28 protein-coding genes are annotated in these 23,735 nt (G+C 45.3%); 27 read left to right on the top strand and 1 reads right to left on the bottom strand.

The annotated features are described in order from the left end of the window. The first annotated feature begins 152 nt into the window (after nt 1-152). The 7 genes from rho (at nt 153) to QY97_RS09120 (ending at nt 6,707) form a co-directional block, all read left to right on the top strand. Nucleotides 153-1,436: a transcription termination factor Rho gene (gene rho, locus QY97_RS09090; protein WP_039232950.1), complete on the top strand. Its 1,284-nt coding sequence runs from the start codon at nt 153-155 to the stop codon at nt 1,434-1,436. A gap of 135 nt (nt 1,437-1,571) precedes the next feature. Beyond that, nucleotides 1,572-1,781, top strand: coding sequence for a 50S ribosomal protein L31 (gene rpmE / locus QY97_RS09095; protein ID WP_039232953.1), 210 nt, complete (start codon nt 1,572-1,574; stop codon nt 1,779-1,781). 104 nt (nt 1,782-1,885) lie between these two features. After that, a complete protein-coding gene (locus tag QY97_RS09100) occupies nt 1,886-2,500 on the top strand; it encodes a thymidine kinase (protein WP_039233054.1) in 615 nt (204 codons plus the stop codon). A 115-nt stretch (nt 2,501-2,615) separates the two neighbouring features. Further along, entirely contained in the window at nt 2,616-3,692 is a 1,077-nt protein-coding gene (prfA, locus tag QY97_RS09105; RefSeq protein ID WP_039232955.1) for a peptide chain release factor 1, read from the top strand. After that, a complete protein-coding gene (gene prmC / locus QY97_RS09110; protein ID WP_039232957.1) occupies nt 3,689-4,546 on the top strand; it encodes a peptide chain release factor N(5)-glutamine methyltransferase in 858 nt (285 codons plus the stop codon). Before prfA ends, prmC begins: the two co-directional genes overlap by 4 nt. 59 nt (nt 4,547-4,605) lie before the next feature. Next, the gene (gene spoIIR, locus QY97_RS09115) at nt 4,606-5,457 is read left to right on the top strand and encodes a stage II sporulation protein R (protein ID WP_039232959.1); all 852 of its coding nucleotides are present in this window, start codon (nt 4,606-4,608) and stop codon (nt 5,455-5,457) included. A gap of 194 nt (nt 5,458-5,651) precedes the next feature. Further along, a complete protein-coding gene (locus QY97_RS09120) occupies nt 5,652-6,707 on the top strand; it encodes an L-threonylcarbamoyladenylate synthase (protein WP_039232960.1) in 1,056 nt (351 codons plus the stop codon). Nucleotides 6,708-6,746: 39 nt separating this feature from the next. On the opposite strand, the gene QY97_RS09125 is transcribed toward QY97_RS09120, so the two are convergent. Further along, the gene (locus QY97_RS09125) at nt 6,747-7,511 is read right to left on the bottom strand and encodes a DUF3891 family protein (RefSeq protein ID WP_039233057.1); all 765 of its coding nucleotides are present in this window, start codon (nt 7,509-7,511) and stop codon (nt 6,747-6,749) included. A 175-nt stretch (nt 7,512-7,686) separates the two neighbouring features. Between QY97_RS09125 and QY97_RS09130 the strand changes: the two genes are divergently transcribed. The 20 genes from QY97_RS09130 to murA all read left to right on the top strand — a co-directional run bounded on the left by QY97_RS09130 (nt 7,687) and on the right by murA (nt 23,660). Next, nucleotides 7,687-8,226 (top strand): manganese efflux pump MntP, encoded by a 540-nt coding sequence (locus QY97_RS09130; RefSeq protein WP_039232961.1) that lies wholly within the window; start codon nt 7,687-7,689, stop codon nt 8,224-8,226. 111 nt (nt 8,227-8,337) lie between these two features. Next, nucleotides 8,338-8,781 (top strand): low molecular weight protein arginine phosphatase, encoded by a 444-nt coding sequence (locus QY97_RS09135; RefSeq protein ID WP_039232963.1) that lies wholly within the window; start codon nt 8,338-8,340, stop codon nt 8,779-8,781. Nucleotides 8,782-8,881: 100 nt separating this feature from the next. After that, the gene (rpiB, locus tag QY97_RS09140) at nt 8,882-9,322 is read left to right on the top strand and encodes a ribose 5-phosphate isomerase B (RefSeq protein WP_039232964.1); all 441 of its coding nucleotides are present in this window, start codon (nt 8,882-8,884) and stop codon (nt 9,320-9,322) included. A gap of 15 nt (nt 9,323-9,337) precedes the next feature. Further along, nucleotides 9,338-9,913, top strand: a complete 576-nt coding sequence (locus tag QY97_RS09145; protein ID WP_039232965.1) for a TIGR01440 family protein — start codon at nt 9,338-9,340, stop codon at nt 9,911-9,913. A gap of 177 nt (nt 9,914-10,090) precedes the next feature. Beyond that, nucleotides 10,091-11,326, top strand: coding sequence for a serine hydroxymethyltransferase (gene glyA, locus QY97_RS09150; protein WP_039232966.1), 1,236 nt, complete (start codon nt 10,091-10,093; stop codon nt 11,324-11,326). A gap of 191 nt (nt 11,327-11,517) precedes the next feature. Next, the gene (gene upp, locus QY97_RS09155; RefSeq protein WP_039233059.1) at nt 11,518-12,147 is read left to right on the top strand and encodes a uracil phosphoribosyltransferase; all 630 of its coding nucleotides are present in this window, start codon (nt 11,518-11,520) and stop codon (nt 12,145-12,147) included. A gap of 21 nt (nt 12,148-12,168) precedes the next feature. Beyond that, nucleotides 12,169-13,308, top strand: coding sequence for a non-hydrolyzing UDP-N-acetylglucosamine 2-epimerase (gene wecB, locus QY97_RS09160; protein ID WP_039232967.1), 1,140 nt, complete (start codon nt 12,169-12,171; stop codon nt 13,306-13,308). 350 nt (nt 13,309-13,658) lie between these two features. Next, entirely contained in the window at nt 13,659-13,847 is a 189-nt protein-coding gene (locus QY97_RS09165) for an AtpZ/AtpI family protein (RefSeq protein ID WP_039233062.1), read from the top strand. 7 nt (nt 13,848-13,854) lie between these two features. Continuing rightward, nucleotides 13,855-14,247, top strand: a complete 393-nt coding sequence (locus QY97_RS09170; protein ID WP_039232968.1) for an ATP synthase subunit I — start codon at nt 13,855-13,857, stop codon at nt 14,245-14,247. Between the two features lie 6 nt (nt 14,248-14,253). After that, a complete protein-coding gene (gene atpB, locus QY97_RS09175; protein WP_082090115.1) occupies nt 14,254-14,979 on the top strand; it encodes a F0F1 ATP synthase subunit A in 726 nt (241 codons plus the stop codon). A gap of 77 nt (nt 14,980-15,056) precedes the next feature. After that, nucleotides 15,057-15,269, top strand: coding sequence for a F0F1 ATP synthase subunit C (atpE, locus tag QY97_RS09180; RefSeq protein WP_006838507.1), 213 nt, complete (start codon nt 15,057-15,059; stop codon nt 15,267-15,269). Nucleotides 15,270-15,491: 222 nt separating this feature from the next. Continuing rightward, a complete protein-coding gene (locus QY97_RS09185; protein ID WP_039232974.1) occupies nt 15,492-16,010 on the top strand; it encodes a F0F1 ATP synthase subunit B in 519 nt (172 codons plus the stop codon). Next, complete coding sequence (locus QY97_RS09190) at nt 16,007-16,549, top strand: F0F1 ATP synthase subunit delta (RefSeq protein WP_039232978.1); 543 nt, start codon at nt 16,007-16,009, stop codon at nt 16,547-16,549. Before QY97_RS09185 ends, QY97_RS09190 begins: the two co-directional genes overlap by 4 nt. A gap of 81 nt (nt 16,550-16,630) precedes the next feature. Beyond that, nucleotides 16,631-18,139, top strand: a complete 1,509-nt coding sequence (gene atpA / locus QY97_RS09195; RefSeq protein ID WP_039232980.1) for a F0F1 ATP synthase subunit alpha — start codon at nt 16,631-16,633, stop codon at nt 18,137-18,139. Nucleotides 18,140-18,233: 94 nt separating this feature from the next. Continuing rightward, nucleotides 18,234-19,091, top strand: coding sequence for a F0F1 ATP synthase subunit gamma (locus QY97_RS09200; protein ID WP_039232982.1), 858 nt, complete (start codon nt 18,234-18,236; stop codon nt 19,089-19,091). Nucleotides 19,092-19,210: 119 nt separating this feature from the next. After that, nucleotides 19,211-20,623 carry a F0F1 ATP synthase subunit beta gene (gene atpD / locus QY97_RS09205; RefSeq protein WP_039232984.1) on the top strand — a complete coding sequence of 471 codons (1,413 nt, stop codon included), beginning with the start codon at nt 19,211-19,213 and terminating at the stop codon, nt 20,621-20,623. Nucleotides 20,624-20,645: 22 nt separating this feature from the next. After that, nucleotides 20,646-21,053: a F0F1 ATP synthase subunit epsilon gene (locus QY97_RS09210; RefSeq protein ID WP_039232986.1), complete on the top strand. Its 408-nt coding sequence runs from the start codon at nt 20,646-20,648 to the stop codon at nt 21,051-21,053. 79 nt (nt 21,054-21,132) lie between these two features. Then, complete coding sequence (locus QY97_RS09215) at nt 21,133-21,369, top strand: DUF1146 family protein (protein ID WP_039232988.1); 237 nt, start codon at nt 21,133-21,135, stop codon at nt 21,367-21,369. Between the two features lie 225 nt (nt 21,370-21,594). Beyond that, nucleotides 21,595-22,314 carry a YwmB family TATA-box binding protein gene (locus QY97_RS19545; protein WP_052717045.1) on the top strand — a complete coding sequence of 240 codons (720 nt, stop codon included), beginning with the start codon at nt 21,595-21,597 and terminating at the stop codon, nt 22,312-22,314. 29 nt (nt 22,315-22,343) lie between these two features. Continuing rightward, nucleotides 22,344-23,660 (top strand): UDP-N-acetylglucosamine 1-carboxyvinyltransferase, encoded by a 1,317-nt coding sequence (murA, locus tag QY97_RS09225; protein WP_039232990.1) that lies wholly within the window; start codon nt 22,344-22,346, stop codon nt 23,658-23,660. Nucleotides 23,661-23,735: the final 75 nt, after the last annotated feature.

A 23,735-nucleotide genomic window follows, 5' to 3' on the forward strand; every position in this document is an offset into this window, starting at 1 on the left:
GCTGCCGGAATGACCGGTCTTTAGCCTGCTTCTACTGTTTCACTACTGCTGACCTAAACATCTGTTACATTTCCCCTCCTTTTTTCACTAATGAATAAATCCTCTCAGTTGGTCCAAGTTAGAGGAGAACTAAATAAAAGTGTGGTGCCCAAATGGAAGAAATGACAATTGCGTATTTAGAGAATTTAAAGCTAAAAGAGCTATATGAGCTCGCGCGCACTTATAAGATTTCCTATTACAGTAAATTAACAAAAAAAGAATTGATTTTTGCGATATTAAAAGCTCGAGCGGAAGAACAAGGCTTTTTCTTTATGGAAGGCGTACTGGAAATTATCCAGTCAGAAGGCTTTGGGTTCTTAAGACCGATCAACTATTCACCAAGCTCCGAGGACATTTATATTTCCGCCTCACAAATCCGCCGGTTTGATTTAAGAAATGGAGACAAAGTATCAGGTACGGTGCGGCCGCCAAAAGAGAACGAACGTTACTACGGTCTTTTACATGTAGAAGCGGTTAACGGAGATGACCCTGAGACAGCGAAGGAGCGGGTTCATTTTCCAGCATTAACGCCTCTCTATCCGGACCGTCAAATCATCTTAGAAAATAAGCCGAATAACTATTCCACTAGAATAATGGATTTGATTGCGCCTGTCGGCTTTGGTCAGCGCGGGTTAATTGTGGCGCCGCCAAAAGCAGGGAAGACCATGCTGCTTAAAGAGATTGCTAATTCTATTACAGCTAACCATCCAGAGGCAGAATTAATCGTCCTGTTAATCGATGAACGTCCGGAAGAAGTGACTGATATTGAGCGCTCCGTTCAGGCGGAAGTGATCAGTTCCACATTTGATGAAGTGCCGGAGAATCATATTAAAGTGGCCGAGCTTGTTCTCGAACGGGCCATGCGCCTTGTAGAACATAAGCGGGATGTCATTATCTTGATGGACAGCATTACTCGCTTGGCACGTGCTTACAACTTAGTCATTCCGCCAAGCGGCCGTACACTGTCCGGCGGGATTGATCCGGCCGCGTTTCATCGGCCGAAGCGCTTTTTCGGGGCAGCGCGTAATATTGAAGAGGGCGGCAGCTTGACCATTCTGGCGACTGCTTTAATTGACACAGGCTCCCGTATGGATGATGTCATTTACGAGGAATTTAAAGGTACCGGCAACATGGAGCTGCACCTTGACCGTTCACTGGCTGAACGCCGTATCTTCCCAGCGATTGATATTAGACGCTCAGGTACTCGTAAGGAAGAGCTGCTTGTGAAGAAGGATCAGCTGGAAATGATTTGGGCGATCCGCAAGACGATGTCCGATTCGCCAGACTTAGCTGAGAAGTTCCTTCGCCGTCTGCGCCAGATGAAGACAAACACTGAATTTACCGAGCAGCTGCTGGCAGAGATCAAGGCCAATCAGTCCTCGAAACGAATTTTATAATTATATTTGATTTTTAGCAGAACACTTGCTATAATAATGTCAGTGTGCTTAGGACATAAGTGCAGAGCAAGAAGTCTGCGCTTCGTATAGACAACTCTGTTTCGGAATGATTCAGGGCGGAAGGAGATGAAAAGAATGAAAACAGGTATTCATCCAGAATATAAAAAAGCGAAAGTAACTTGCGCTTGCGGTAACGAGTTTGAAACTGGTTCTGTAAACGAAAATATTCGTGTAGAGGTTTGCTCAGAATGCCATCCATTCTACACTGGTCGTCAAAAATTCGCTGATGCTGGCGGACGTGTTGATCGCTTCAACAAAAAATACGGCCTTAAAAACAACAACTAATGTAAAAAGTGAAACAGGCAAGGAGTTCTTCGTAACTGCTTGCCTGTTTTTTGCCTTTTAATGGACAACCAATGAGAAGGAAGATGGAAAGTGAGGCTTTTTTCATGTACGTGATGAAACAAACCGGCTGGGTTGAAGTGATCTGCGGCAGTATGTTTTCCGGGAAATCGGAAGAGCTTATCCGCCGAATTCGTCGTGCTCAATTTGCCAAGCAGGATATCATGGTGTTCAAGCCCCAAATGGATAACCGGTATAGTAAGAGTGCCGTGGTTTCTCATAACGGATCTGCTGTAACAGCTTTGCCTGTCGACAGTTCAGCGGCCATCTTGTCCGCTGTTACATCAGATATTGACCTTGTGGCTATTGATGAAGCGCAATTTTTTGATGAAGCGATTGTACATACCGCTCAGCGTCTCGCTGACCGGGGACACCGTGTGGTTGCAGCGGGGCTGGATCAGGACTTTCGCGGAGAGCCATTTGGGCCAATGCCGGCATTAATGGCTGTAGCTGAGCTTGTGACGAAGCTGCAGGCGGTATGTGCGGTATGCGGATCTCCAGCGAGCCGGACACAGCGCTTGATTGATGGGCAGCCAGCCCATTATGATGACCCTATTATTTTAGTAGGAGCATCGGAGAGCTATGAAGCTCGCTGCCGCCACCATCATGAGGTGCCGCGTAACGCTGCCTGTAAGACAGAAACTGTTTCAAAGAATCGATAACCAACCGTGCCCTTTTTCGCTTGAGGAAAAGGGGTTTTTTGCATGCGCGTGCATTGTACGGACATTTTCCATGTATTATAATAATGACATTATGGACGAAACTTGAGGTGACGCTATGTTTGACCGTTTACAATCAGTAGAGGAACGCTACGACAAGCTAAACGAGCTGTTAAGTGATCCGGAAGTGATTAATGATTCGAAGAAGCTGAGAGAGTATTCAAAAGAGCAGTCTGATCTGCAGGAGACCGTACTCGTCTACCGTGAGTATAAAGAGGCTAAGCAGCAATACGACGAGGCGAAAGCCATGCTTGAAGAAAAGCTCGATGATGAGATGCGTGAAATGGTAAAGGAAGAAATGGAAGAGCTGAAAGAGCAGCTTGCCGGGCTTGAGGAAAAACTAAAGATCCTGTTAATTCCGAAGGACCCGAATGATGATAAGAACGTGATTATGGAAATACGCGGAGCAGCCGGCGGAGATGAAGCCGCTCTATTTGCAGGGGATCTTTACCGTATGTATAGCCGGTACGCAGAAATGCAAGGCTGGAAAACCGAAGTAATTGAGGCGAACGCGACAGGCCTTGGCGGCTACAAAGAAATTATTTTTATGATCAATGGAAACGGCGCGTTCTCGAAGATGAAATACGAAAATGGCGCCCATCGTGTGCAGCGTGTGCCTGAAACTGAATCGGGCGGCCGTATTCATACATCAACAGCGACAGTCGCTTGTCTTCCAGAAGCAGAGGATGTGGAGGTAGACATTCATGAGAAAGACATCCGTGTAGACACATTTGCTTCCAGCGGACCAGGCGGTCAAAGTGTAAACACGACGATGTCAGCTGTTCGTTTAACTCACCTTCCGACTGGGATCGTCGTTTCTTGCCAGGATGAAAAGTCTCAAATCAAAAATAAAGAAAAAGCCATGAAGGTCCTGCGTGCGCGTATCTATGACAAATTCCAGCAGGAGGCGCAAGCAGAATATGATGCGCAAAGAAAGTCAGCCGTTGGCTCTGGTGACCGATCTGAACGTATCCGCACTTACAATTTCCCGCAAAACCGCGTAACAGATCATCGCATCGGCTTGACGATTCAAAAGCTCGACCAAATATTAGAAGGAAAGCTCGATGAAGTGGTGGATGCACTAATCATGGAAGAGCAATCCTCTAAACTTGAGAATTTGCAGGATGAAATATGAGTCGAAAAGTATTTGAGGCCCTTCGTTGGGCTTCTTCTTTTTTAGAGGAGCATGAACGGGAAGCCAATGCGGGAGAATGGCTTCTTCGGCATGTATTATCAGTATCAAGGTCACAGCTGCTGGCGGGCATGCATGACCAGCTGACAGAAGATCAGAATGAAAAATTCATTAGTCTCGTGAAGCAGCATGCGGCCGGCATACCAGTGCAGCATTTAATAGGGGAGGAAGAGTTTTACGGGAGGCGCTTTATCGTAAATGAACATGTCTTGATTCCAAGACCGGAGACAGAGGAATTGATCTGGAACACTCTCGAGATGACAAAATGGCTGGCTGCAAAGAAAGAACCGCTCACCATGGCAGATATCGGCACAGGAAGCGGAGCGATTGCAGTGACCATGAAATTAGAATGGCCTGAATTAACGGTGTACGCGTCCGACTTGTCCGAAAAGGCTCTAGAAACTGCCCGAAAAAACAGTCAACACTTACAGGCAGATGTTCACTTCATGCAGGGCGATTTACTTTCCCCTTTCATTGAGAATGAAGTGAAGCTCGACATTCTCTTGTCTAATCCGCCTTACATTCCTCTAGGGGATAAGGAGACCCTCTCTCCCGTCGTCGCGGAGCATGAGCCTGAGCTGGCACTTTACGGGGGCGAAGACGGTTTGGATTTATACAGACGGTTCAGTGAACAGCTTCCCGCTGTTCTAAAGCCGGAAGCATTCGTAGGTTTTGAGGTTGGAGCGGGACAGGGCCAGGCGGTTGCGGACTTGATGCAGCTGGCTTTCCCGCAGGCTTCTATTAAAGTGAAGTATGACCTCAATGGCAAGGATCGAATGGTTTTTATGAAAATTTAATAGTTTCATTGTTTAAGTTTCTCTTTTCTGGACAGACTGTTTGCCAGGAGGGGAAAACGATGAATAAACTACTTGCAGGGATTTATTTACTAATTTTATCATTTGCTACCGTTATCAGCTTATATATACCGGAACATACGACCGAGGCAGAGGAAGCCATCGTTATTCCGAAAGAAGCGATTCGTCTAAGAATTTTAGCCAATAGTGATAGTGAAAAAGATCAGGAACTGAAGAAAAAGATTAGAGACGATGTGAATAAAGAGATTACAGAATGGGTATCTGACTTAACATCCTTACCGGAAGCCCGTGAGCTGCTTAAAAGCAAACTTCCTGAAATTCAGCAAATTGCCATCCGCCGTGCTGAGGCGGAAGGGATAACGACGCCGATCAAGGTGGATTTTGGCAAAGCGACCTTTCCAACAAAGCTGTATGGTCAGTTTTTATATCCGGCAGGTGAATATGAAGCGATTGTGATTACCATTGGGGAAGGCGAGGGAGCGAACTGGTGGTGCGTGCTTTATCCTCCGCTATGCTTCCTGGATTTTTCAAATGGGCTGGCGGTTAGCCCGGGAGTAGAAGAGGACAGTGAGCGAGCAGAGGAACCTATTCAGGCAGAAATAGAAGAGTCTGTGGATAAAGAAACAGAGGAAGCCACCGCTGAAGAAGAACCTGTGGAAATGAACCAAGAGGAGAAAGAAGAGGAGGCATCAGTCTCTGTAGAAGAAGAGCTGGTTGTTCACGAGGCGGCAGCTGAAAAAGAGAAGAAAGCTGAGCAGGAAGAGAAGAGAGCCTCTAGCCCTGAGCGAGAGAAAACAGAGCGTCCATTAGAGGAACCTCTATATGCAGAAGGCGAACCTCAAGAAGTTGAGTTAAGGCTGGCAATTGTGGAATTCTTTAAAAGAGATAAATAAATATGTGGATAAAGTAGAAAATAGAAGAATTTTTCAGAAATTATCCACTTTATCCACAGAGTTATACACAAAATCTAGATAATTGTACACAAATTGTGGGTAAAACAAGAAAGAAAAAGTGCAAAAACATTATTCCTTTCATAGAAATCAAGCAATGAAGGGAAAATTGAAGCATAGAAGAATAGGTGAACAGCATGCAGACAAAATATTGGGTTGTGGATAACTATGAGGAAAAATCAAAAGGATATCCACAAGTAAAAAAAGCTGCGGCGTATTTAATAGATAATGAAGTGGTGGCTTTTCCAACTGAAACAGTATATGGGCTCGGCGGCAATGCCTTATCGGAAGAGGCTGCTTTGAAAATCTTCCAAGCTAAAGGGCGTCCGGCGGATAATCCTCTGATTGTTCACATCTCTTCCAAAGAACAAGTGGCAGAGGTTGCTGCAGAGGTGCCGCAAGCAGCTAAGAAGCTGATGGATGCCTTCTGGCCGGGTCCGTTGACTATTATTTTTACGAAACAGCCAAACCGCTTGGCAGAAGCCGTAACAGCGGGGCTTGATACAGTGGCTGTGCGCATGCCAAACCACCCTGTCGCGCTAGCTTTAATTGAAGCGGCTGGATTGCCAATCGCTGCGCCGAGCGCAAACCGCTCGGGAAAGCCGAGTCCTACGGCTGCTAAGCACGTATATGATGACTTGAATGGCCGAATTGCCGGGATTGTGGACGGCGGTGAAACAGGTGTCGGAGTGGAATCAACGGTGGTGGATTGTACAGGGGAGACACCGGTCATTTTGCGTCCAGGCGGTATTACGAAGGAGGATATCGAGGCTGTTACAGGAGCAGCCATGCTGGATGTCGCCCTGCAGGACCACCAGGCACGACCAAAATCACCAGGCATGAAATATACGCATTATGCACCGGATGCCCCTGTTTATTTGCTTGAGGGCAGTCCTGAGTGGATTCAGAAGCAAATTGATAAAATGCGCGAGCAGGGAAAGAAAGTTGGATTGCTAACGACTGAGGAACGGCTTTCCCGCTTTGAAGCAGATGTCGTGTTGCCATGCGGGCAAAGAGAAGACTTATCTACAGTGGCCCATTCTCTTTACGAGGTTCTTCGATCCTTTAATGAAACAGATGTGGATATTATTTATTCAGAAACGTTTCCTTCTGAAGGAGTGGGGCTCGCCGTCATGAACCGTCTAGAGAAAGCAGCCGGCCACCGCTGGCTAAGAGAGAAGGAAGACTCATAGAAAGCAGCTGGCAGCGACCTGTGTCGCTGCCAGCTTTTTTTACATAGCGCTTATCTTCAAGTCTACCTCTTGAATGGGCGTTTCCTTATAGCTTTGAAGCAGGCCCTTTGTAGCAACTGCTGCTTTGGACACTGCCTTTTGCTTTAAGGTGATATGGATAGGTGTTGTGAAAGGGAAGTGGTCCATAATTACAGTCGTTGAATCCTTCCAATAGATAGAAATATGTTTTTTCGGAAACAGCTCAAAGGCAGAAACAGGGAGGCCGTCGCGGAAGAAGGGGTGCTCTTCTTCCTTCTTTGCTCCAGGCTTATTTAAACAAACGTAAAGCGAAAGGTTGTCTCCCAGCTGAAGCAGAGCATAATGGAAATCAAGCACGGCGGCTTCTTGGACGCCTATGGAACGCTTAAGTCTTTCCTGGCGTTCCCGCTCGGCTGTCACAAACCCCCTCGACTCTTCGTCCGTTTCATGTTCTAAAAACCCTTCATAATGCCGGCTGCATAGAAGAGCAGCATAGGGGTCCTGCTTCTCAACCTCATCAATTCCATACTGATAAAGAAAGGTTTTTAAAGGCATTGGAAAATCGATAAACGTATAAGGCTTTTGTTTCTGATCATTCCATAAAGGTGCTTTATCGAATGGCACCCATCCGCAGTCGTGCATAGCCGCCGCGTATTCCACAGACTTCCGATAAGCAGCTCCCTCAAATAAAGAGTCCTTCCACTGGCATATGATGTCACCAGAAATCTGTGCATGATGATGCTGTTCGATCAGGATAAACTCATTTTCTCCTTCTCTTACAATCATTCGGCTCTCTCCCTTCATATATAGAGTATATGAGTAGTTATTCCCTCCTCTAATCCTGACAACCCTGTCTGATGAAAAGCGTGTTTCGCGGCTGCTTATCTCTTATGAAATTATTTCAGTTTCCCTGCATATGTTGAAAAGAGGCACGTCCAACAAGGAAGGGAATGAATAATAAATGGGGGAAGTTATCACGTTAAGCATGATCGCTTTTGCGCTGGGGATGGATGCTTTTTCTACTAGCTTAGGTATAGGCATGAGAAGTATACGACTCAGGCAAATTCTTTACATGGGGGCGGTGGTCGGGGGCTTCCATGTTCTTTTGCCCTTTTTCGGCATGATGGCAGGCCGGTTCGTCACGGATACGTTTGGAGCCATTGCACTCATGATTGGAGGTTTGCTGCTAATTATTGCAGGAGGACAAATGATTCTTGCTTTCTTCCAGGAGGGAGACGAAATGCGGTCAGTTCCATCGGGGTGGCAGCTGCTGCTATTCTCATTAACCGTCAGTTTGGACAGCTTCTCTGTTGGTTTGACTTTGGGGATATACGGAGCTGGAGCTCTTCTCGCTCTGCTGTTGTTTGGAGGGATAGCGGCGTGCTTAACGTGGAGCGGTTTGCTTATAGGCAAAAAGGCCGGCAAATGGCTGGGCGCTTACAGTGAAGCGTTAGGAGGCTGTATTCTCCTTGCTTTCGGCTTAAAGCTGCTTTTCTTTTAAAAGGATTGTTTTTCCCCTTGGCGGGAAAACAGAAAATAGAGACTCCTTTCACTGACAGAAATTGTTGTATAATAAAGAAAAGACGAAATATAAAGCTGGAGTGTGAAGAGGTTGAATATTTTATTTGTCTGCACAGGGAACACATGCCGCAGTCCGATGGCTGAAGCCATTTTAAAAAGCAAAAAGGAAGGTTGGGGAGTACAGTCTGCAGGTGTGTATGCAGCAGACGGCAGCCCGGCATCAGAACAAGCGGTGCAGGTATTGAAGGAGCATGACCTGATACACGAGCATATTTCCCAGGGAATAACGCCGTCACTCATTGACTGGTCTGACAAAATCTTTACCATGACGAGCAGCCATAAGCAGGCATTGCTCTCTCGGTTTCCCAGCGCTTTGGACAAATTGTGGACGATAAAGGAATTTGTCAACGGCAGTGAAGAAGACGTGATGGACCCATATGGGGGATCGGTCGATGATTACCGCTATACCTACCAAGAGCTCGAGGAGTTAATTGATCGGTTAGTGGAAAAACTGTCAGGAGAAGCGGGAGAATAGCAGCCGTTGCTCCCTCGCTTGAATAAAGCAGTTTTGCTTTCTATTTTTTTTGGGCTGTGACAAAATAAAAGGCATAAGATTGAAAAAGGAGACGTTAGTTATGAAAATTGCCATTGCTTCTGATCATGGTGGAATCAATATTCGAGAGGAAATCAAGAGCCTGCTGGAGGAGCTGGGCTTACAATATGAAGATTTCGGGTGTGAGTGTGACACATCTGTTGACTATCCGGATTATGCTCTTCCAGTAGCGGAGAAGGTTGCAAGCGGCGAGTTTGACCGCGGAATCTTAGTGTGCGGTACAGGAATCGGGATGAGCATTGCGGCCAATAAAGTGAGCGGGATCCGCTGTGCGCTCGTTCATGATGTATTCAGTGCGAAAGCAACAAGACAACATAATGACAGCAACATGCTCGCCATGGGAGAAAGAGTGATCGGGCCTGGGCTTGCCCGGGAAATTGCGAAAGTATGGCTGACAACGGATTATGAGGGCGGCCGCCATGAGAACCGTCTGAATAAAATTAAGGACTATGAAGGAAAGTAAATGGAGGAATGAGCGTTGGTTAAGCTACACGAATGGGAACAGCAGCTCAGTCAGCTATTAGAAGAATTTCAGCAGCAAGCTGGTCTCAAAGAAGGACAAGTGCTTGTGATCGGATGCTCTACATCAGAGATTGCTGGAGAGAGGATTGGCACGGCAGGTACGATCGAAATTGCCGAGATGATATACCGTCAGATAAAAGGGTTTGCTGACCGGTATGGTGTTCATGTAGCCTTTCAATGCTGCGAGCATTTGAACCGTGCTCTCGTTGTAGAACGCACTCTGGCAGAGAAGAATCAGCTTGAAGAGGTAGCGGTCGTGCCTGTGCGCCACGCAGGCGGTTCGATGGCTGCTTATGCTTTCCAGGCAATGGATGAAAGTGTAGTCGTTGAATTCATCAAAGCGGACGCCGGCATTGACATTGGGGACACGTTTATTGGCATGCACTTAAAGCATGTAGCTGTTCCGCTTCGGACGAAGGTACGGGAAATAGGACAGGCTCATGTAACTATGGCCAAGACCCGGCCTAAGCTGATCGGCGGTGAACGGGCTGTCTACGAAAAAACGAATGTAAACCAAAGCTGTACAAGTTAATGTTAAGTTATGGCTGGTTTTCAAAGTCGAAAACCAGCTTTTTTTGTATGATTGAAGTAAATTCCTAATAATTTCATTTGAAACAAATAGAAAACGTGTTAGAATAGAAGAGAATTTTTAAAATGGGCAATAAATAGAAAGATAAATGAATGAGCCATAAAGGAAAGGGGTTTGAAAATGAGTATTATTAAAACTCAAGACGCAGCTGTTTATGAAGCTATTCAACAAGAGCTAGGCAGGCAGCAGAGCAAAATCGAATTGATCGCTTCTGAAAACTTTGTCAGTGAGGCAGTAATGGAAGCGCAAGGGTCTGTTTTAACAAACAAGTATGCAGAAGGCTACCCGGGCAAGCGTTACTATGGCGGCTGTGAGTACGTCGACATCGTTGAGAACTTAGCCCGTGACCGTGCGAAAGAAATTTTCGGCGGCGACCATGTGAACGTGCAGCCGCATTCCGGCGCGCAGGCGAACATGGCTGTTTACTTTACAGTGCTTGAGCCTGGCGACACAGTGCTTGGTATGAACTTATCGCATGGCGGTCACTTAACACACGGCAGCCCAGTAAACTTCAGCGGTGTTCAATACAACTTCGTTGAGTACGGTGTAGACAAAGAAGCACAAAGAATCGATTACGAAGATGTTCGCCAAAAAGCGATTGAAAACAAGCCGAAGCTGATTGTAGCAGGAGCAAGTGCTTATCCTCGTGCCATTGATTTCGCGAAATTCCGTGAAATTGCAGACGAGGTTGGCGCTTACCTAATGGTAGACATGGCGCATATTGCTGGACTTGTAGCAGCTGGTCTTCATGAAAACCCGGTTCCTTATGCTGATTTCGTTACAACAACGACACACAAAACATTACGCGGTCCTCGCGGTGGTATGATCATCTGTAAGGAAGAATTTGCGAAGAAAGTGGACAAGTCCATCTTCCCTGGTATCCAGGGCGGCCCGCTTATGCATGTAATTGCAGCGAAAGCCGTTGCTTTCGGAGAAGCGCTTGATGAAAGCTTCAAGCAATATGCGCAGAACATCATTGATAATGCAAAGCGTTTGGCAGAAGGGTTAACTAAAGAAGGAATCAACCTTGTATCAGGCGGAACAGATAACCATTTATTGCTTGTTGATCTTCAATCGATCGGCTTAACAGGTAAAGTGGCAGAGAAGGTGCTTGATGAGGTAGGTATTACAGTCAATAAAAACACGATTCCATTCGATCCGGAAAGCCCATTCGTGACAAGCGGTATCCGTCTTGGCACAGCGGCTGTTACTTCCCGCGGCTTTGATTTAGAAGCGATGGACGAAGTGGCGGCCATCATCTCTGAAACATTAAAGAATCATGAAGATGAAGCAAAACTGAAAGAGCTGAGCCAGCGCGTAGCTGACTTAACAAGCAAGTATCCTTTATATAGCTAAACCTCTAACCCGGCGGGCATAAACACTGCCGGGTTTTTCTATTTTCTCAGTTGTTGTCCTTCTTACTCTTTTTATGTAAAATTAGGTGGAAGCTTGTTGAAAAACATCACAAAGGCTGCATAAGGCGGCTTCTTTTTTTGTCGACCAACTGTAAGTCTATAGGGTTTTACTAAATTAAGGGAGCGATAATGTTGGGAAAAGTATATGTGTTTGATCATCCGTTAATTCAGCACAAATTAACGATTATTCGCGACAAGAACACAGGAACGAAGGAGTTCCGCGAATTGGTAGATGAAGTAGCGACATTGATGGCGTTCGAAATTACACGTGATCTGCCGCTTCAAGAAGTAGAAGTAGAGACGCCGGTATGCTCGGCGAATGCAAAGACACTCGCTGGTAAGAAGCTCGGAGTTGTGCCGATTTTGCGGGCAGGAATTGGCATGGTGGATGGGATCTTAAAGCTGATTCCGGCTGCTAAGGTAGGGCATGTCGGCCTGTATCGTGATCCGGAAACACTAATGCCGGTGGAGTATTACGTGAAGCTGCCTTCTGATGTGGAAGAACGTGACTTTATTGTGGTAGACCCTATGCTTGCCACTGGCGGATCCGCTGTAGAAGCTATTCGTTCACTGAAGAAGCGCGGAGCAACAAGCATTAGGTTTATGTGTCTCGTGGCTGCACCCGAAGGCGTAGAAGCTTTACAGGAAGCGCATCCTGACGTGGATATTTACATCGCAGCAATGGACGAAAAGCTGAACGAGAAGGGCTATATCGTTCCAGGGCTTGGTGACGCAGGTGACAGGCTGTTCGGAACAAAATAAAGAAAAGTAGGTGCAAGGAATATGAACCGTCCGATTAAAGTGATGACGATTTTCGGCACAAGGCCGGAAGCGATTAAGATGGCGCCGCTCGTACTCGAATTGGAGAAGCGCCCTGAACAATTCGAATCCATTGTAACTGTAACGGCACAGCACCGGGAAATGCTTGATCAGGTGCTGAACATCTTTGATGTCAAGCCGGATTATGACTTGAATATTATGAAGGCCCGCCAAACATTAATAGATGTAACGACCCGCGGGCTGGAGGGGCTTGACCAGGTCATGAAAGAAGTGAAGCCGGATATTGTACTTGTTCATGGCGATACAACCACAACGTTTGTAGCCAGCCTGGCTGCTTTTTATAACCAGATTGCTGTAGGGCATGTAGAAGCTGGTTTGCGGACGTGGAATAAATACTCCCCATTCCCGGAAGAGATGAACCGCCAGTTAACAGGGGTGATCGCTGACCTTCATTTCTCACCTACGGATCAGGCTGAGGATAATTTAATAAAAGAAGGTAAAAAAGCAGAATCTATCTTTGTGACGGGGAATACAGCCATTGATGCGCTTAAGACGACAGTCAAAGAAGATTATAGCCATGAAGTCATCGAGCGGCTCGGCAATGACCGCTTGATCCTGCTGACGGCACACCGCCGTGAAAACCTGGGAGAGCCGATGCGTAATATGTTTCGCGCGATTAAGCGCTTAGTGGAAGAAAACAGCGATGTTCAAGTGGTGTATCCAATGCATATGAATCCAGTCGTTCGTGAAACAGCAGGTGAAATACTTGGCAACGACCCTCGCATTCATTTAATTGAACCGCTTGATGTCATCGACTTTCACAACTTTGCCGCTAGAGCTCACTTGATTTTAACTGACTCAGGTGGTGTGCAGGAGGAGGCTCCTTCGCTAGGTGTTCCAGTTCTAGTGCTGCGTGATACAACAGAGCGTCCGGAAGGAATTGAAGCGGGCACATTAAAGCTTGCAGGTGTAGAGGAAGAGGCGATCTACCAAATGGCAACAGATCTCTTAACGAATGAAGAAGAGTATCAGAAAATGTCGAAAGCTTCAAACCCGTATGGTGACGGAGAGGCTTCCCGCCGAATCTGTGAAGCGATCCGTTATCACTTCCAAGCAGTAAATGAAAAGCCAGACCGCTTTTAAGACGAAAGATTTATAGAAATACTGGGTAGTCAGCAGGTGAAAAGCTGGAAGCCAAAGCATTCCGGGCAGTTAGAAAGGGAGCGTTTCCATTTGGTTCGCTCTCTTTAAATGGAGGCACGTTTTTCTTAGGGGAGTGGGCAAGGACGAAAATTTGATCATTTTGTGAAATGTATCGCTTGATCTTTTACCTTTTTCCTTGTACACATTGACATTAAAATACCCCTATTGTATGCTTACAAAGGGTAAAGAGCAATAATTCGACACGGTATAACCGCTTTTTTTTCATGTACATTTTTTGTCGAGCGGAGGGGGTTGCCGTATTGAAAAGCCGGAAAAATGCGTGGAAGGCAATGTCCTTATATAGTGCGATTTTAGCACAACTGACAGGTTCTGTCCTGATTGGAATATTTGCCGGGCGCTGGCTTGACGGAATATGGAACTCTGAACCCTTAGGCTTAATTGTCGGCCTGCTCATTGGGTTAGCTGCGGGCATTTTCTCCATGCTCCGTACAGTCAAATATTTTGATTCGGAGGAGTAATGCACATATGGAGGAACAGCTTCAATATTCGCTTGCCAGACATCGAAAGTACATATTATATTTGCTCGCCATTTTTGTTTTCTGCTGGGGAATTATGCCTTACAAGGCGATTTTCGGCGGCCTCATCCTTGGAACAGCTTTCAGCTTTTTCAACCACTGGTTAATGTTAAAGCGCATGCAGCGTTTTAATACTGCACTTGACAGCGGCAAGAAAGTTCAGTCACTCGGCACAATGTCACGCATGGCGTCGGCCGGTGTTGCAGCTATCATTGCCCTTCGTTACCCGGAGCATTTCAACATTGTTTCTACAGTTTTGGGATTAATGGCATCTTACATTGTCATTATGATAGATTTTTTTATCCATTTTTTTATACAAAGAAAGAGCGGGGAAGAGAGGTGAAAAGAGTTGCATCATGGAAATCCAACGGTTGATTTGGAATTGTTTGATGGTTTTACGTTAACATTTAACTTAGCCAACATGTTAATGATCACTATCGCTAGCGTCATTGTTTTCTTGATCGCAGTCCTTGCAACCAGAAAGCTTGCAATGAAGCCGACTGGAATCCAGAACTTTTTTGAATGGGTAATGGATTTCGTTAAAGGTATTGTTCAAAGCAATATGGATTGGAAGACAGGCGGACGTTTCCACGTGTTAGGGCTTACATTAATTATGTATATCTTCGTATCTAATATGTTGGGCTTGCCGTTCGCTATTGTGGTAGATGATAACTTATGGTGGAAGTCTCCAACAGCCGATCCAGTTATTACTCTAACACTTGCTGTCATGGTAGTAGGTTTGTCACATTATTATGGCGTCAAGGCAAAAGGACTAGGGGGATATGCAAAAGACTTCTTCAGTCCGATGTGGTTTATGTTCCCATTGAAAATTATAGAGGAGTTTGCCAACACACTCACTCTTGGTCTCCGGCTTTACGGGAATATTTTCGCCGGTGAGATTCTTCTAAGCTTGCTAGCAGGAAGTCTTGCTACAGGAGCTGTCGGCACGATTGCCGCGATTATTCCAACACTTGCTTGGCAAGGTTTCTCCGTGTTCATCGGGGCAATCCAAGCATTCATCTTCACTATGTTAACGATGGTTTATATCTCGCATAAAGTGAGTCATGACCATTGATATATACCCAGTCCGGTTTACGGGCTAACCTATTTTTAAAAAAACATTTCAATATAAATTAAGGAGGAAATTTTAAAATGGGTCTTTTAGCAGCAGCTATTGCAATTGGTTTAGCCGCACTTGGTGCAGGTATTGGTAACGGTCTTATCGTTTCTAGAACAGTTGAAGGTATCGCTCGTCAACCAGAAGCTCGTGGTATGCTTCAAACTACAATGTTCATCGGGGTAGCACTAGTAGAGGCGATTCCGATCATCGCGGTTGTTATCGCGTTCATGGTTCAAGGTCAATAAGATGACATAAATACTTTGTTCAATTTGACCAATGGGTGATTTCCGTTCATTGTGCTGGACAAGGTAGATATTAGGGAATTTTTGTTCCAATGGCGAAGATCATTCCAAGCGAACCTTCGCCATTGCTTTATGTTCAAGATGTAACAAGTAACTTTATTCTGTTTATATAGTGCCTTCTCAAAAGACAGGGAAGGGGAGACTCTTGAAAGGAGTGAAGTGGACGTGTCAGCAAACGCACTTGTAGTTGGAGCGAGCGCCGGTTTTAACGGTGGAGATATTTTGTTCCAATTAGTTATGTTTATCATTTTACTTGCGCTGCTTAAGAAATTTGCTTGGGGCCCATTAATGGGGATCATGCAGCAGCGTGAAGATCATATTGCCTCCGAGATTGACGCGGCAGAGAAAAGCCGGGCAGAAGCTAATAAATTATTAGAAGAAACGCGTGCAGAATTAAACGCCGCTCGTCAAGAAGCTCAAGGAATTATTGATAATGCGAAGAAAATTGGCGCTAGCCAAAAAGAAGAAATCATTGCTGCGGCTCGTGCTGAATCTGAGCGCATGAAGGAATCTGCTAAGATGGAAATCGAACAGCAGACAGAGCAAGCAATGTCATCTCTTCGCGAGCAAGTCGCTTCTTTATCTGTATTGATTGCTTCTAAAGTAATTGAAAAAGACTTAAGTGAAGCAGACCAGCAGAAGTTGATTGATGAGTACATCAAAGAGGCAGGGGAGAAACGATGAGTAACTCCGTAGCAGCGAAGCGTTATGCGCTGGCTCTCTTTGAACTTGCTAAGGAACAAGATCAGCTTCAACTTGTCGAAGAAGAACTTCGTATAGTTAAGTCAGTTTTTCAAGATAATAAAGAACTACTTCCTTTCCTTCAATCACCTAAACAAACGATTGGAGCGAAAAAACAGCTGTTAGAAACAGCCTTCGTTGGTACATCTAAGCATGTAGTGAACACCATGCTACTACTAGTCGAACGTCACCGTGAAGCAGAAATTACAGAGGTAGCAGATGCTTACATAGAGTTAGCGAATGAAGAACGCGGTATTGCGGATGCAGTCGTGACGACCATTCGTCCCCTAACAGAAGCAGAAGCTGCACAAATTTCTGAGCAGTTTGCCAAAAAGGTAGGAAAGACATCTTTAAGAATTGAAAACATCGTCGACCCTAGCCTGTTGGGAGGCGTGAAAATCCGTATTGGTAACCGTGTCTTTGACGGCAGCCTGCGCGGAAAACTGGATCGCCTGGAAAATCAGCTGAAAGCAGCGCAGTAATTGAAGGAACGAGGAAGGCTTTTAAGATAAAGCGCTTCCTGCTCGAATAGAACAACCATTATTACATGAGGGGTGAAATGCATGAGCATCAAAGCTGAAGAAATCAGCTCTCTGATTAAAAAGCAGATTGAGAACTTCCAATCAGATATTTCTGTCAATGATGTCGGTACAGTTATCCAGGTCGGTGACGGTATCGCCCGCGCTCATGGCCTCGACAACGCCATGGCTGGAGAACTTATAGAGTTCTCAAATGGTGTCATGGGTATGGCACAAAACCTTGAGGAAAACAACGTAGGTATCATCATCCTTGGTCCATACGAAGAGATTCGTGAAGGCGATGAAGTTCGCCGTACTGGACGTATCATGGAGGTGCCGGTTGGTGAAGAATTAATCGGCCGTGTTGTTAACTCTCTTGGACAGCCTGTAGACGGTCTTGGCCCAATCAACGCAACAAAAACTCGTCCAATCGAAAGCCCGGCAACTGGCGTTATGGATCGTAAATCCGTTCATGAGCCATTGCAAACAGGTATTAAAGCGATCGACGCTCTTGTGCCAATCGGTCGTGGTCAGCGTGAATTAATCATCGGTGACCGCCAGACTGGTAAAACAACTGTAGCGATCGATACAATTCTTAACCAAGCAGACCAAGACATGATTTGTATCTATGTTGCGATCGGTCAGAAAGAATCTACTGTACGTGGAACAGTTGAAACACTTCGTAAGCACGGAGCGCTTGATTACACAATCGTTGTAACAGCTTCTGCTGCACAGCCAGCTCCAATGCTATATCTTGCTCCGTATGCAGGGGTAGCGATGGCGGAAGACTTCATGTTCAACGGTAAACATGTATTAATTGTATACGATGATTTATCAAAACAAGCGGCAGCTTATCGTGAGCTTTCCTTGCTGCTTCGTCGTCCTCCAGGCCGTGAAGCTTACCCAGGTGACGTATTCTACTTGCACTCTCGTCTTCTTGAGCGTGCTGCTAAGTTGAACGATGACCTAGGAGCAGGATCTATTACAGCTCTTCCATTCGTTGAAACACAAGCGGGTGACATCTCTGCTTATATTCCAACGAACGTAATCTCTATCACTGACGGACAGATCTTCTTGCAGTCTGACTTGTTCTTCTCAGGTGTACGTCCTGCGATCAACGCTGGTCTTTCTGTATCCCGTGTTGGTGGATCTGCCCAAATCAAAGCGATGAAGAAGGTAGCCGGTACACTTCGTCTTGATTTAGCTGCCTACCGTGAGCTTGAAGCCTTCGCCCAATTCGGTTCCGACTTGGATAAAGCGACTCAAGCGAAATTAAACCGTGGTGCCCGTACTGTTGAGGTTCTGAAGCAGGATCTAAACAAACCGGTCAAAGTAGAGAAGCAAGTTGCCATTCTTTATGCGCTAACTCGCGGCTTCCTGGATGATATCCCAGTGAAGGACATCAACCGCTTTGAAGAGGAATTCTTAAACTGGTTAGATCACAACCATACAAATGTGTTAGATCATATTCGCACAACAAAAGAACTTCCTTCTGATGATGAAATGTCAGCAGCAATTAACGAGTTCAAGAAAACTTTTGCGAAGTCTGAATAAAATCTAGGCAGATGAAAGCAGGGAAGGGCAGCTACACAGCTCCTTTCCTCTTTCCTAAGTCAATTTCTAACATAGAAAAGGGTGGTGAGAACCAGTGGTATCGTTACGCGATATTAAAAGTCGGATCTCTTCTACGAAAAAAACAAGCCAAATTACAAAAGCGATGCAAATGGTTTCAGCTTCTAAATTGAACCGAGCAGAAAACAACGCTAAGACGTTTGTTCCATATATGGATAAAATCCAAGAAGTTGTCGCTTCGATTGCGCTTGGAAGTAAAGATGTAACGCATCCGATGCTAGTCTCCCGCCCCGTTAAAAAAACCGGGTATTTGGTTATTACCTCAGACCGGGGTTTGGCGGGAGCTTATAACAGCAGCATTCTTCGCCTTGTCCATCAAAAAATTCAAGAGCGTCATTCATCCAAGGATGAATATGCAATCATTGCTATTGGCCGAATGGGCCGTGATTTCTTCCGCAGCCGCGGAGCGAACATCGCCTTAGAAATTACAGCCTTACCTGATCAGCCTTCTTTCTCTGACATCAACAAGCTTGCTACCCAGGCAGTAAGCCTTTTCTCTGATGGCGAGTACGATGAATTATACATGTACTACAACCACTTCGTAAGTGCGATTCAGCAGGATGTCACTGAGAAGAAAGTGCTTCCTTTAACGGATATTGCTTCTTCTAATAAGCTGACGGCTTATGAGTTTGAACCATCTGCAGAGGAAATTTTGGAAGTGCTTCTTCCACAATATGCGGAGAGCCTGATCTATGGTGCGCTTCTTGATGCCAAGGCTAGTGAGCATGCAGCTCGAATGTCTGCCATGAAGACAGCAACAGATAATGCATCTGAACTAATCGACTCATTAACTTTGCAATATAACCGTGCACGCCAGGCAGCGATTACTCAAGAGATTACTGAGATCGTTGGCGGGGCGGCCGCACTCGAATAATCGTACAGCACAGCACGATTAAGCTCTGATTTCCTTTAAATCAGGCAAGTGTTTGAATCCAATCATTATTACAGCAATCTCGACATGATAGATGGACCATTATGATAGGAGGGAAAGAGATGAATAAAGGACACGTTCTTCAAGTTATGGGTCCAGTTGTTGACATTAAGTTCGAAAACGGTCAGCTTCCTGAGATCAATAACGCCCTAACAGTCGAAATCGCCTCACATGAAGACGCTACTGTACTAACATTGGAAGTAGCTCTACACTTAGGTGATGATACAGTACGTACAATTGCCATGTCTTCAACAGATGGCTTGCAGCGTAACGCAGAAGTAACGGATACAGGCCGCCCAATCTCTGTACCAGTAGGAGAAGTGACACTTGGCCGTGTATTCAACGTGCTAGGTGAAACAATTGACTTGAACGAGGTTATTCCGGCGTCTGCCCAACGTCTTCCAATTCACCGTGAAGCACCAGACTTCAAGCAGCTTTCTACAGAAGTTGAAATTTTAGAAACAGGTATTAAAGTTGTTGACTTGCTTGCTCCATACATCAAGGGTGGTAAAATCGGTCTCTTCGGTGGTGCCGGTGTAGGTAAGACAGTACTTATCCAGGAATTAATTAACAACATCGCTCAAGAGCACGGCGGTATCTCTGTATTCGCTGGTGTTGGGGAGCGTACTCGTGAAGGAAACGACCTTTTCCACGAAATGAGCGACTCTGGCGTTATCAAGAAAACAGCAATGGTATTCGGACAGATGAACGAGCCTCCTGGTGCGCGTATGCGTGTTGCCCTATCAGGCTTGACAATGGCGGAATACTTCCGTGATGAGCAAGGCCAAGACGTATTGCTCTTCATCGATAACATCTTCCGCTTTACACAAGCAGGTTCTGAGGTATCTGCCCTCTTAGGACGTATGCCTTCTGCCGTTGGTTATCAGCCGACATTGGCTACAGAAATGGGACGCCTGCAGGAGCGTATCACATCTACTAACGTAGGGTCTGTTACATCGATCCAAGCGATCTATGTACCAGCCGATGACTACACTGACCCAGCGCCGGCTACAACGTTCGCTCACTTAGATGCGACAACAAACCTTGAGCGTAAGCTTTCTGAGATGGGTATCTACCCTGCAGTGGATCCGCTTGCTTCTACTTCACGTGCGCTTTCTCCAGAAATTGTAGGAGAAGAGCATTATGAAGTAGCACGCCAAGTACAGCAAACATTACAGCGCTACAAAGAGCTTCAAGATATCATTGCCATCCTAGGTATGGATGAGCTTTCTGAAGAAGAGAAACTGATTGTTGCACGTGCACGTCGCATTCAATTCTTCTTATCTCAGAACTTCCACGTAGCTGAACAGTTCACTGGCCAGCCAGGTTCTTATGTACCGGTTAAAGAAACTGTACGTGGATTCAGAGAAATCCTTGATGGTAAGTATGACCACTTGCCAGAAGATGCTTTCCGCTTAGTTGGTGGCATTGAAGAAGTGGTAGCTAAAGCAAAAGAAATGGGCGTAGAGGTATAATAAGGGACCAGGAGGTTAGAAAATGAAGACATTAAAAGTCAGTATCGTCACTCCTGATGGCCCGGCATATGAATCGGAAGTAGAAATGGTTAGCACGAAAGCTCAAAGTGGTGAGCTGGGGATTCTGCCAGGACACATTCCGATGGTAGCTCCTCTGCAAATTGGTGCTGTCCGCTTAAATAAAAGCGCTGGAAAGCCTGATTTGGTCGCAGTTACTGGCGGCTTTGTAGAAGTCCGTCCCGATCAAGTGACGATACTTGCACAAGCGGCTGAAGCAGCGGAAAACATTGATATTGAACGGGCACAAGAAGCGAAAACAAGAGCTGAAGGCCGCCTTAATGATAATCGAGAAGATATCGATAGAATACGTGCTGAATTAGCATTGAAACGAGCAATTAATCGTATTAACGTTTATGAAGGCCAAGTATAATAATAAAAAAACCTTCCGGAAACGGAAGGTTTTTTTCATCAGAAGACTTATTTTAATAAAGAGAATGGAGGAATAAGAAATGATGGCTGATTTCGGACAAGACGCACTTTTAAGCATATTGTCCCACCTTGTTTTTATTGGATTATCATTTTGGGCACTTCAGGCTACGCGGCTTGATCAGCTGCTTAAACCAAACCATGTCTTTCAAGCTCGGTTGCTATTTGTTTTGCTATCTATCGCAATCGGCTCATCCGTTAGCAACTTCTTCCTTGATTATCTCCTATGGTCTCGCCAATTGCCGCTTTTGCTTCAGTAAAAGGAAATAAATGTAACTAAATAGTACTTCTTTCATGCTTGTATTTTTTTCAAATTTATATATTATTTCTTTAGGGAGTTTTATATTACCTGGTAATATAATATAATTGTTTAGTGAATAGTTGAGCATAATTCGCACTGTCGGCAAAGCAGAGGATTTGTCGCTTTTTTTCCTGTTTATCTTCCTTGTAACTGGTACAAGCTAGTGATCAAGGAGATGATGACTATGAAACTAGTAAAGCTGGGAAAGTACCTGCTAGTGTTCTGTTTTATCATATGGCTATTTGGGAATAGGATAGATGCAAGCGGCTCAGAAAATCAGCTGCTATTGTTAACGGACAGTGTGAAAAGTGTGGAAGGAAACATTGAAGAATGGATGTTACATACTCGTGAGCCTTTAAAAGAAAGGGAACCGGATGACGTCATTCGTTCTCTCAAAAGGTATCTAGCTGAGTGGGAAATACTGCCCCTTCACGATAACGAAGTTCTCTTTGCCGCCGTCCATTCTCAAGGAACCGTCAAGCAGAAGGTACAGGTGATATCTCCCGATACAGCCGGTGGAGTTGCTTATGTGCTATACTCAGCATCTGCGACAGACGAGGAGGAAATGAGATCATTTCTAACAAAGAACTTTAGCTCTACATATTCACACATTTTTCACAGTGAGCCGCAGGTTTTCGCTTGTGTAAAAGGTTTTTTTAATGGTAGGCTTGAAATGTTATTATCTAATCAGCTTTTCCGCTTATTATCAAACTGGGAAATTGAAGAAAAAACTGTCGTGTCGGAACAAGATTTTTATTCTTTAACCGCTTTTTCGAAACAATTTCCTGCTGGCTTTTCACTCCTGGATAATGAAATGAATGTGCAAGTTGGACTGAGAGAAAGCCAAAAGGGCTCGAAAACAAACTTTGTGATCGGCACGCCTATCATTACGATTGAATATTAATATAGAAATTGGACGCGGAGGGGAAAGTTTTGGAAAAAATCATCGTTCGTGGCGGACAAAAATTGAACGGAACTGTCAAAGTAGAAGGAGCAAAGAATTCCGTTCTCCCTGTGATCGCCGCAACATTATTAGCCAGCAAAGGAAAGAGTGTGATTCGGGATGTGCCGACTCTCTCTGATGTTTATACAATAAATGAAGTACTGCGCCACCTGAATTGCCAGGTGCACTTTGAAAAGAATACCATTACTGTCGACGCATGTGACGAACTATTCGTGGAAGCGCCATTTGAATATGTGCGTAAAATGAGAGCGTCTGTTTTAGTCATGGGTTCTTTGCTTGCCCGTACTGGAAAAGCGAGAGTGGCTCTTCCAGGAGGATGCGCCATTGGATCTCGCCCAATTGACCAGCACCTGAAAGGCTTTGAAGCAATGGGTGCAGTCGTAAGAGTAGAGAATGGCTTTATTGAAGCGGAAGTAGCGACACGTTTAAAAGGTGCAAAAATTTATCTCGATTTCCCTAGTGTAGGTGCCACAGAAAACATTATGATGGCTGCTGCATTAGCGGAAGGCACGACGATTTTAGAAAATGTAGCTAAGGAGCCTGAGATTGTCGACTTAGCTAATCTGATTAATAAGATGGGCGGAAAAGTCGTCGGCGCTGGAACGGAGACGATCCGGATCGAAGGAGTAGAAGAGCTTCACGGAACCGATCATGCGATCATTCCAGACCGCATTGAAGCTGGCACATTTATGGTAGCGGCAGCTATTACTGAGGGGAATGTTCTCATCGAAAATGCAGTGCCTGAACATATGTCTTCTTTAATTGCCAAGCTGAAGGAAGCCGGCGTGCAAGTGATCGATGAAAAGAATGGTGTACGTGTCATTGGTCCAGAGAAATTAAAACCAATTGACATTAAAACGATGCCTCACCCAGGATTCCCAACAGATATGCAGTCTCAAATGATGGCGCTTCTTCTAAAAGCAAAAGGCACGAGCATGATTACAGAGACAGTGTTCGAAAATCGCTTTATGCACGTAGAAGAATTCCGCCGCATGAATGCAAATATTAAAATCGAAGGCCGCTCAGTTATTATTGACGGACCGACGAACATTCAAGGAGCAGAAGTAGCTGCGACAGACTTGCGGGCCGCTGCTGCTTTGATTCTGGCTGGATTGGCTGGAGAAGGCTATACAAGAGTCACAGAGCTGAAGCATTTAGACCGCGGTTATGTAAACTTCCATGGCAAGCTGGCTGCTCTAGGGGCAGATATTGTGCGTGTGAAGGAAGAGACGAATGAACCGCAGACTGCTCCAAGAAACAAAGTGATTACAGATGCAAACACTTAACTAATAACAAGCTGTTTTAAAGATAACCCTTTTTATCTTTAGGACAGCTTTTTCTGTTTTCTGCCCTTTTTCGCA

The sequence above is a fragment of the Bacillus thermotolerans genome, assembly GCF_000812025.2.
Classification (GTDB): Bacteria; Bacillota; Bacilli; order Bacillales; family Domibacillaceae; genus Quasibacillus; species Quasibacillus thermotolerans.

What these genes read in the sequence shown, in the direction of transcription:
- rho (WP_039232950.1), top strand. Translation starts at nt 153, where the DNA reads ATGGAAGAAATGACAATTGCGTATTTAGAGAATTTAAAGCTAAAAGAG.
- rpmE (WP_039232953.1), top strand. Translation starts at nt 1,572, where the DNA reads ATGAAAACAGGTATTCATCCAGAATATAAAAAAGCGAAAGTAACTTGC.
- QY97_RS09100 (WP_039233054.1), top strand. Translation starts at nt 1,886, where the DNA reads ATGTACGTGATGAAACAAACCGGCTGGGTTGAAGTGATCTGCGGCAGT.
- prfA (WP_039232955.1), top strand. Translation starts at nt 2,616, where the DNA reads ATGTTTGACCGTTTACAATCAGTAGAGGAACGCTACGACAAGCTAAAC.
- prmC (WP_039232957.1), top strand. Translation starts at nt 3,689, where the DNA reads ATGAGTCGAAAAGTATTTGAGGCCCTTCGTTGGGCTTCTTCTTTTTTA.
- spoIIR (WP_039232959.1), top strand. Translation starts at nt 4,606, where the DNA reads ATGAATAAACTACTTGCAGGGATTTATTTACTAATTTTATCATTTGCT.
- QY97_RS09120 (WP_039232960.1), top strand. Translation starts at nt 5,652, where the DNA reads ATGCAGACAAAATATTGGGTTGTGGATAACTATGAGGAAAAATCAAAA.
- QY97_RS09125 (WP_039233057.1), bottom strand. Translation starts at nt 7,511, where the DNA reads ATGATTGTAAGAGAAGGAGAAAATGAGTTTATCCTGATCGAACAGCAT.
- QY97_RS09130 (WP_039232961.1), top strand. Translation starts at nt 7,687, where the DNA reads ATGGGGGAAGTTATCACGTTAAGCATGATCGCTTTTGCGCTGGGGATG.
- rpiB (WP_039232964.1), top strand. Translation starts at nt 8,882, where the DNA reads ATGAAAATTGCCATTGCTTCTGATCATGGTGGAATCAATATTCGAGAG.
- glyA (WP_039232966.1), top strand. Translation starts at nt 10,091, where the DNA reads ATGAGTATTATTAAAACTCAAGACGCAGCTGTTTATGAAGCTATTCAA.
- wecB (WP_039232967.1), top strand. Translation starts at nt 12,169, where the DNA reads ATGAACCGTCCGATTAAAGTGATGACGATTTTCGGCACAAGGCCGGAA.
- QY97_RS09165 (WP_039233062.1), top strand. Translation starts at nt 13,659, where the DNA reads ATGTCCTTATATAGTGCGATTTTAGCACAACTGACAGGTTCTGTCCTG.
- QY97_RS09170 (WP_039232968.1), top strand. Translation starts at nt 13,855, where the DNA reads ATGGAGGAACAGCTTCAATATTCGCTTGCCAGACATCGAAAGTACATA.
- atpE (WP_006838507.1), top strand. Translation starts at nt 15,057, where the DNA reads ATGGGTCTTTTAGCAGCAGCTATTGCAATTGGTTTAGCCGCACTTGGT.
- QY97_RS09190 (WP_039232978.1), top strand. Translation starts at nt 16,007, where the DNA reads ATGAGTAACTCCGTAGCAGCGAAGCGTTATGCGCTGGCTCTCTTTGAA.
- atpA (WP_039232980.1), top strand. Translation starts at nt 16,631, where the DNA reads ATGAGCATCAAAGCTGAAGAAATCAGCTCTCTGATTAAAAAGCAGATT.
- atpD (WP_039232984.1), top strand. Translation starts at nt 19,211, where the DNA reads ATGAATAAAGGACACGTTCTTCAAGTTATGGGTCCAGTTGTTGACATT.
- QY97_RS09210 (WP_039232986.1), top strand. Translation starts at nt 20,646, where the DNA reads ATGAAGACATTAAAAGTCAGTATCGTCACTCCTGATGGCCCGGCATAT.
- QY97_RS09215 (WP_039232988.1), top strand. Translation starts at nt 21,133, where the DNA reads ATGATGGCTGATTTCGGACAAGACGCACTTTTAAGCATATTGTCCCAC.
- QY97_RS19545 (WP_052717045.1), top strand. Translation starts at nt 21,595, where the DNA reads ATGAAACTAGTAAAGCTGGGAAAGTACCTGCTAGTGTTCTGTTTTATC.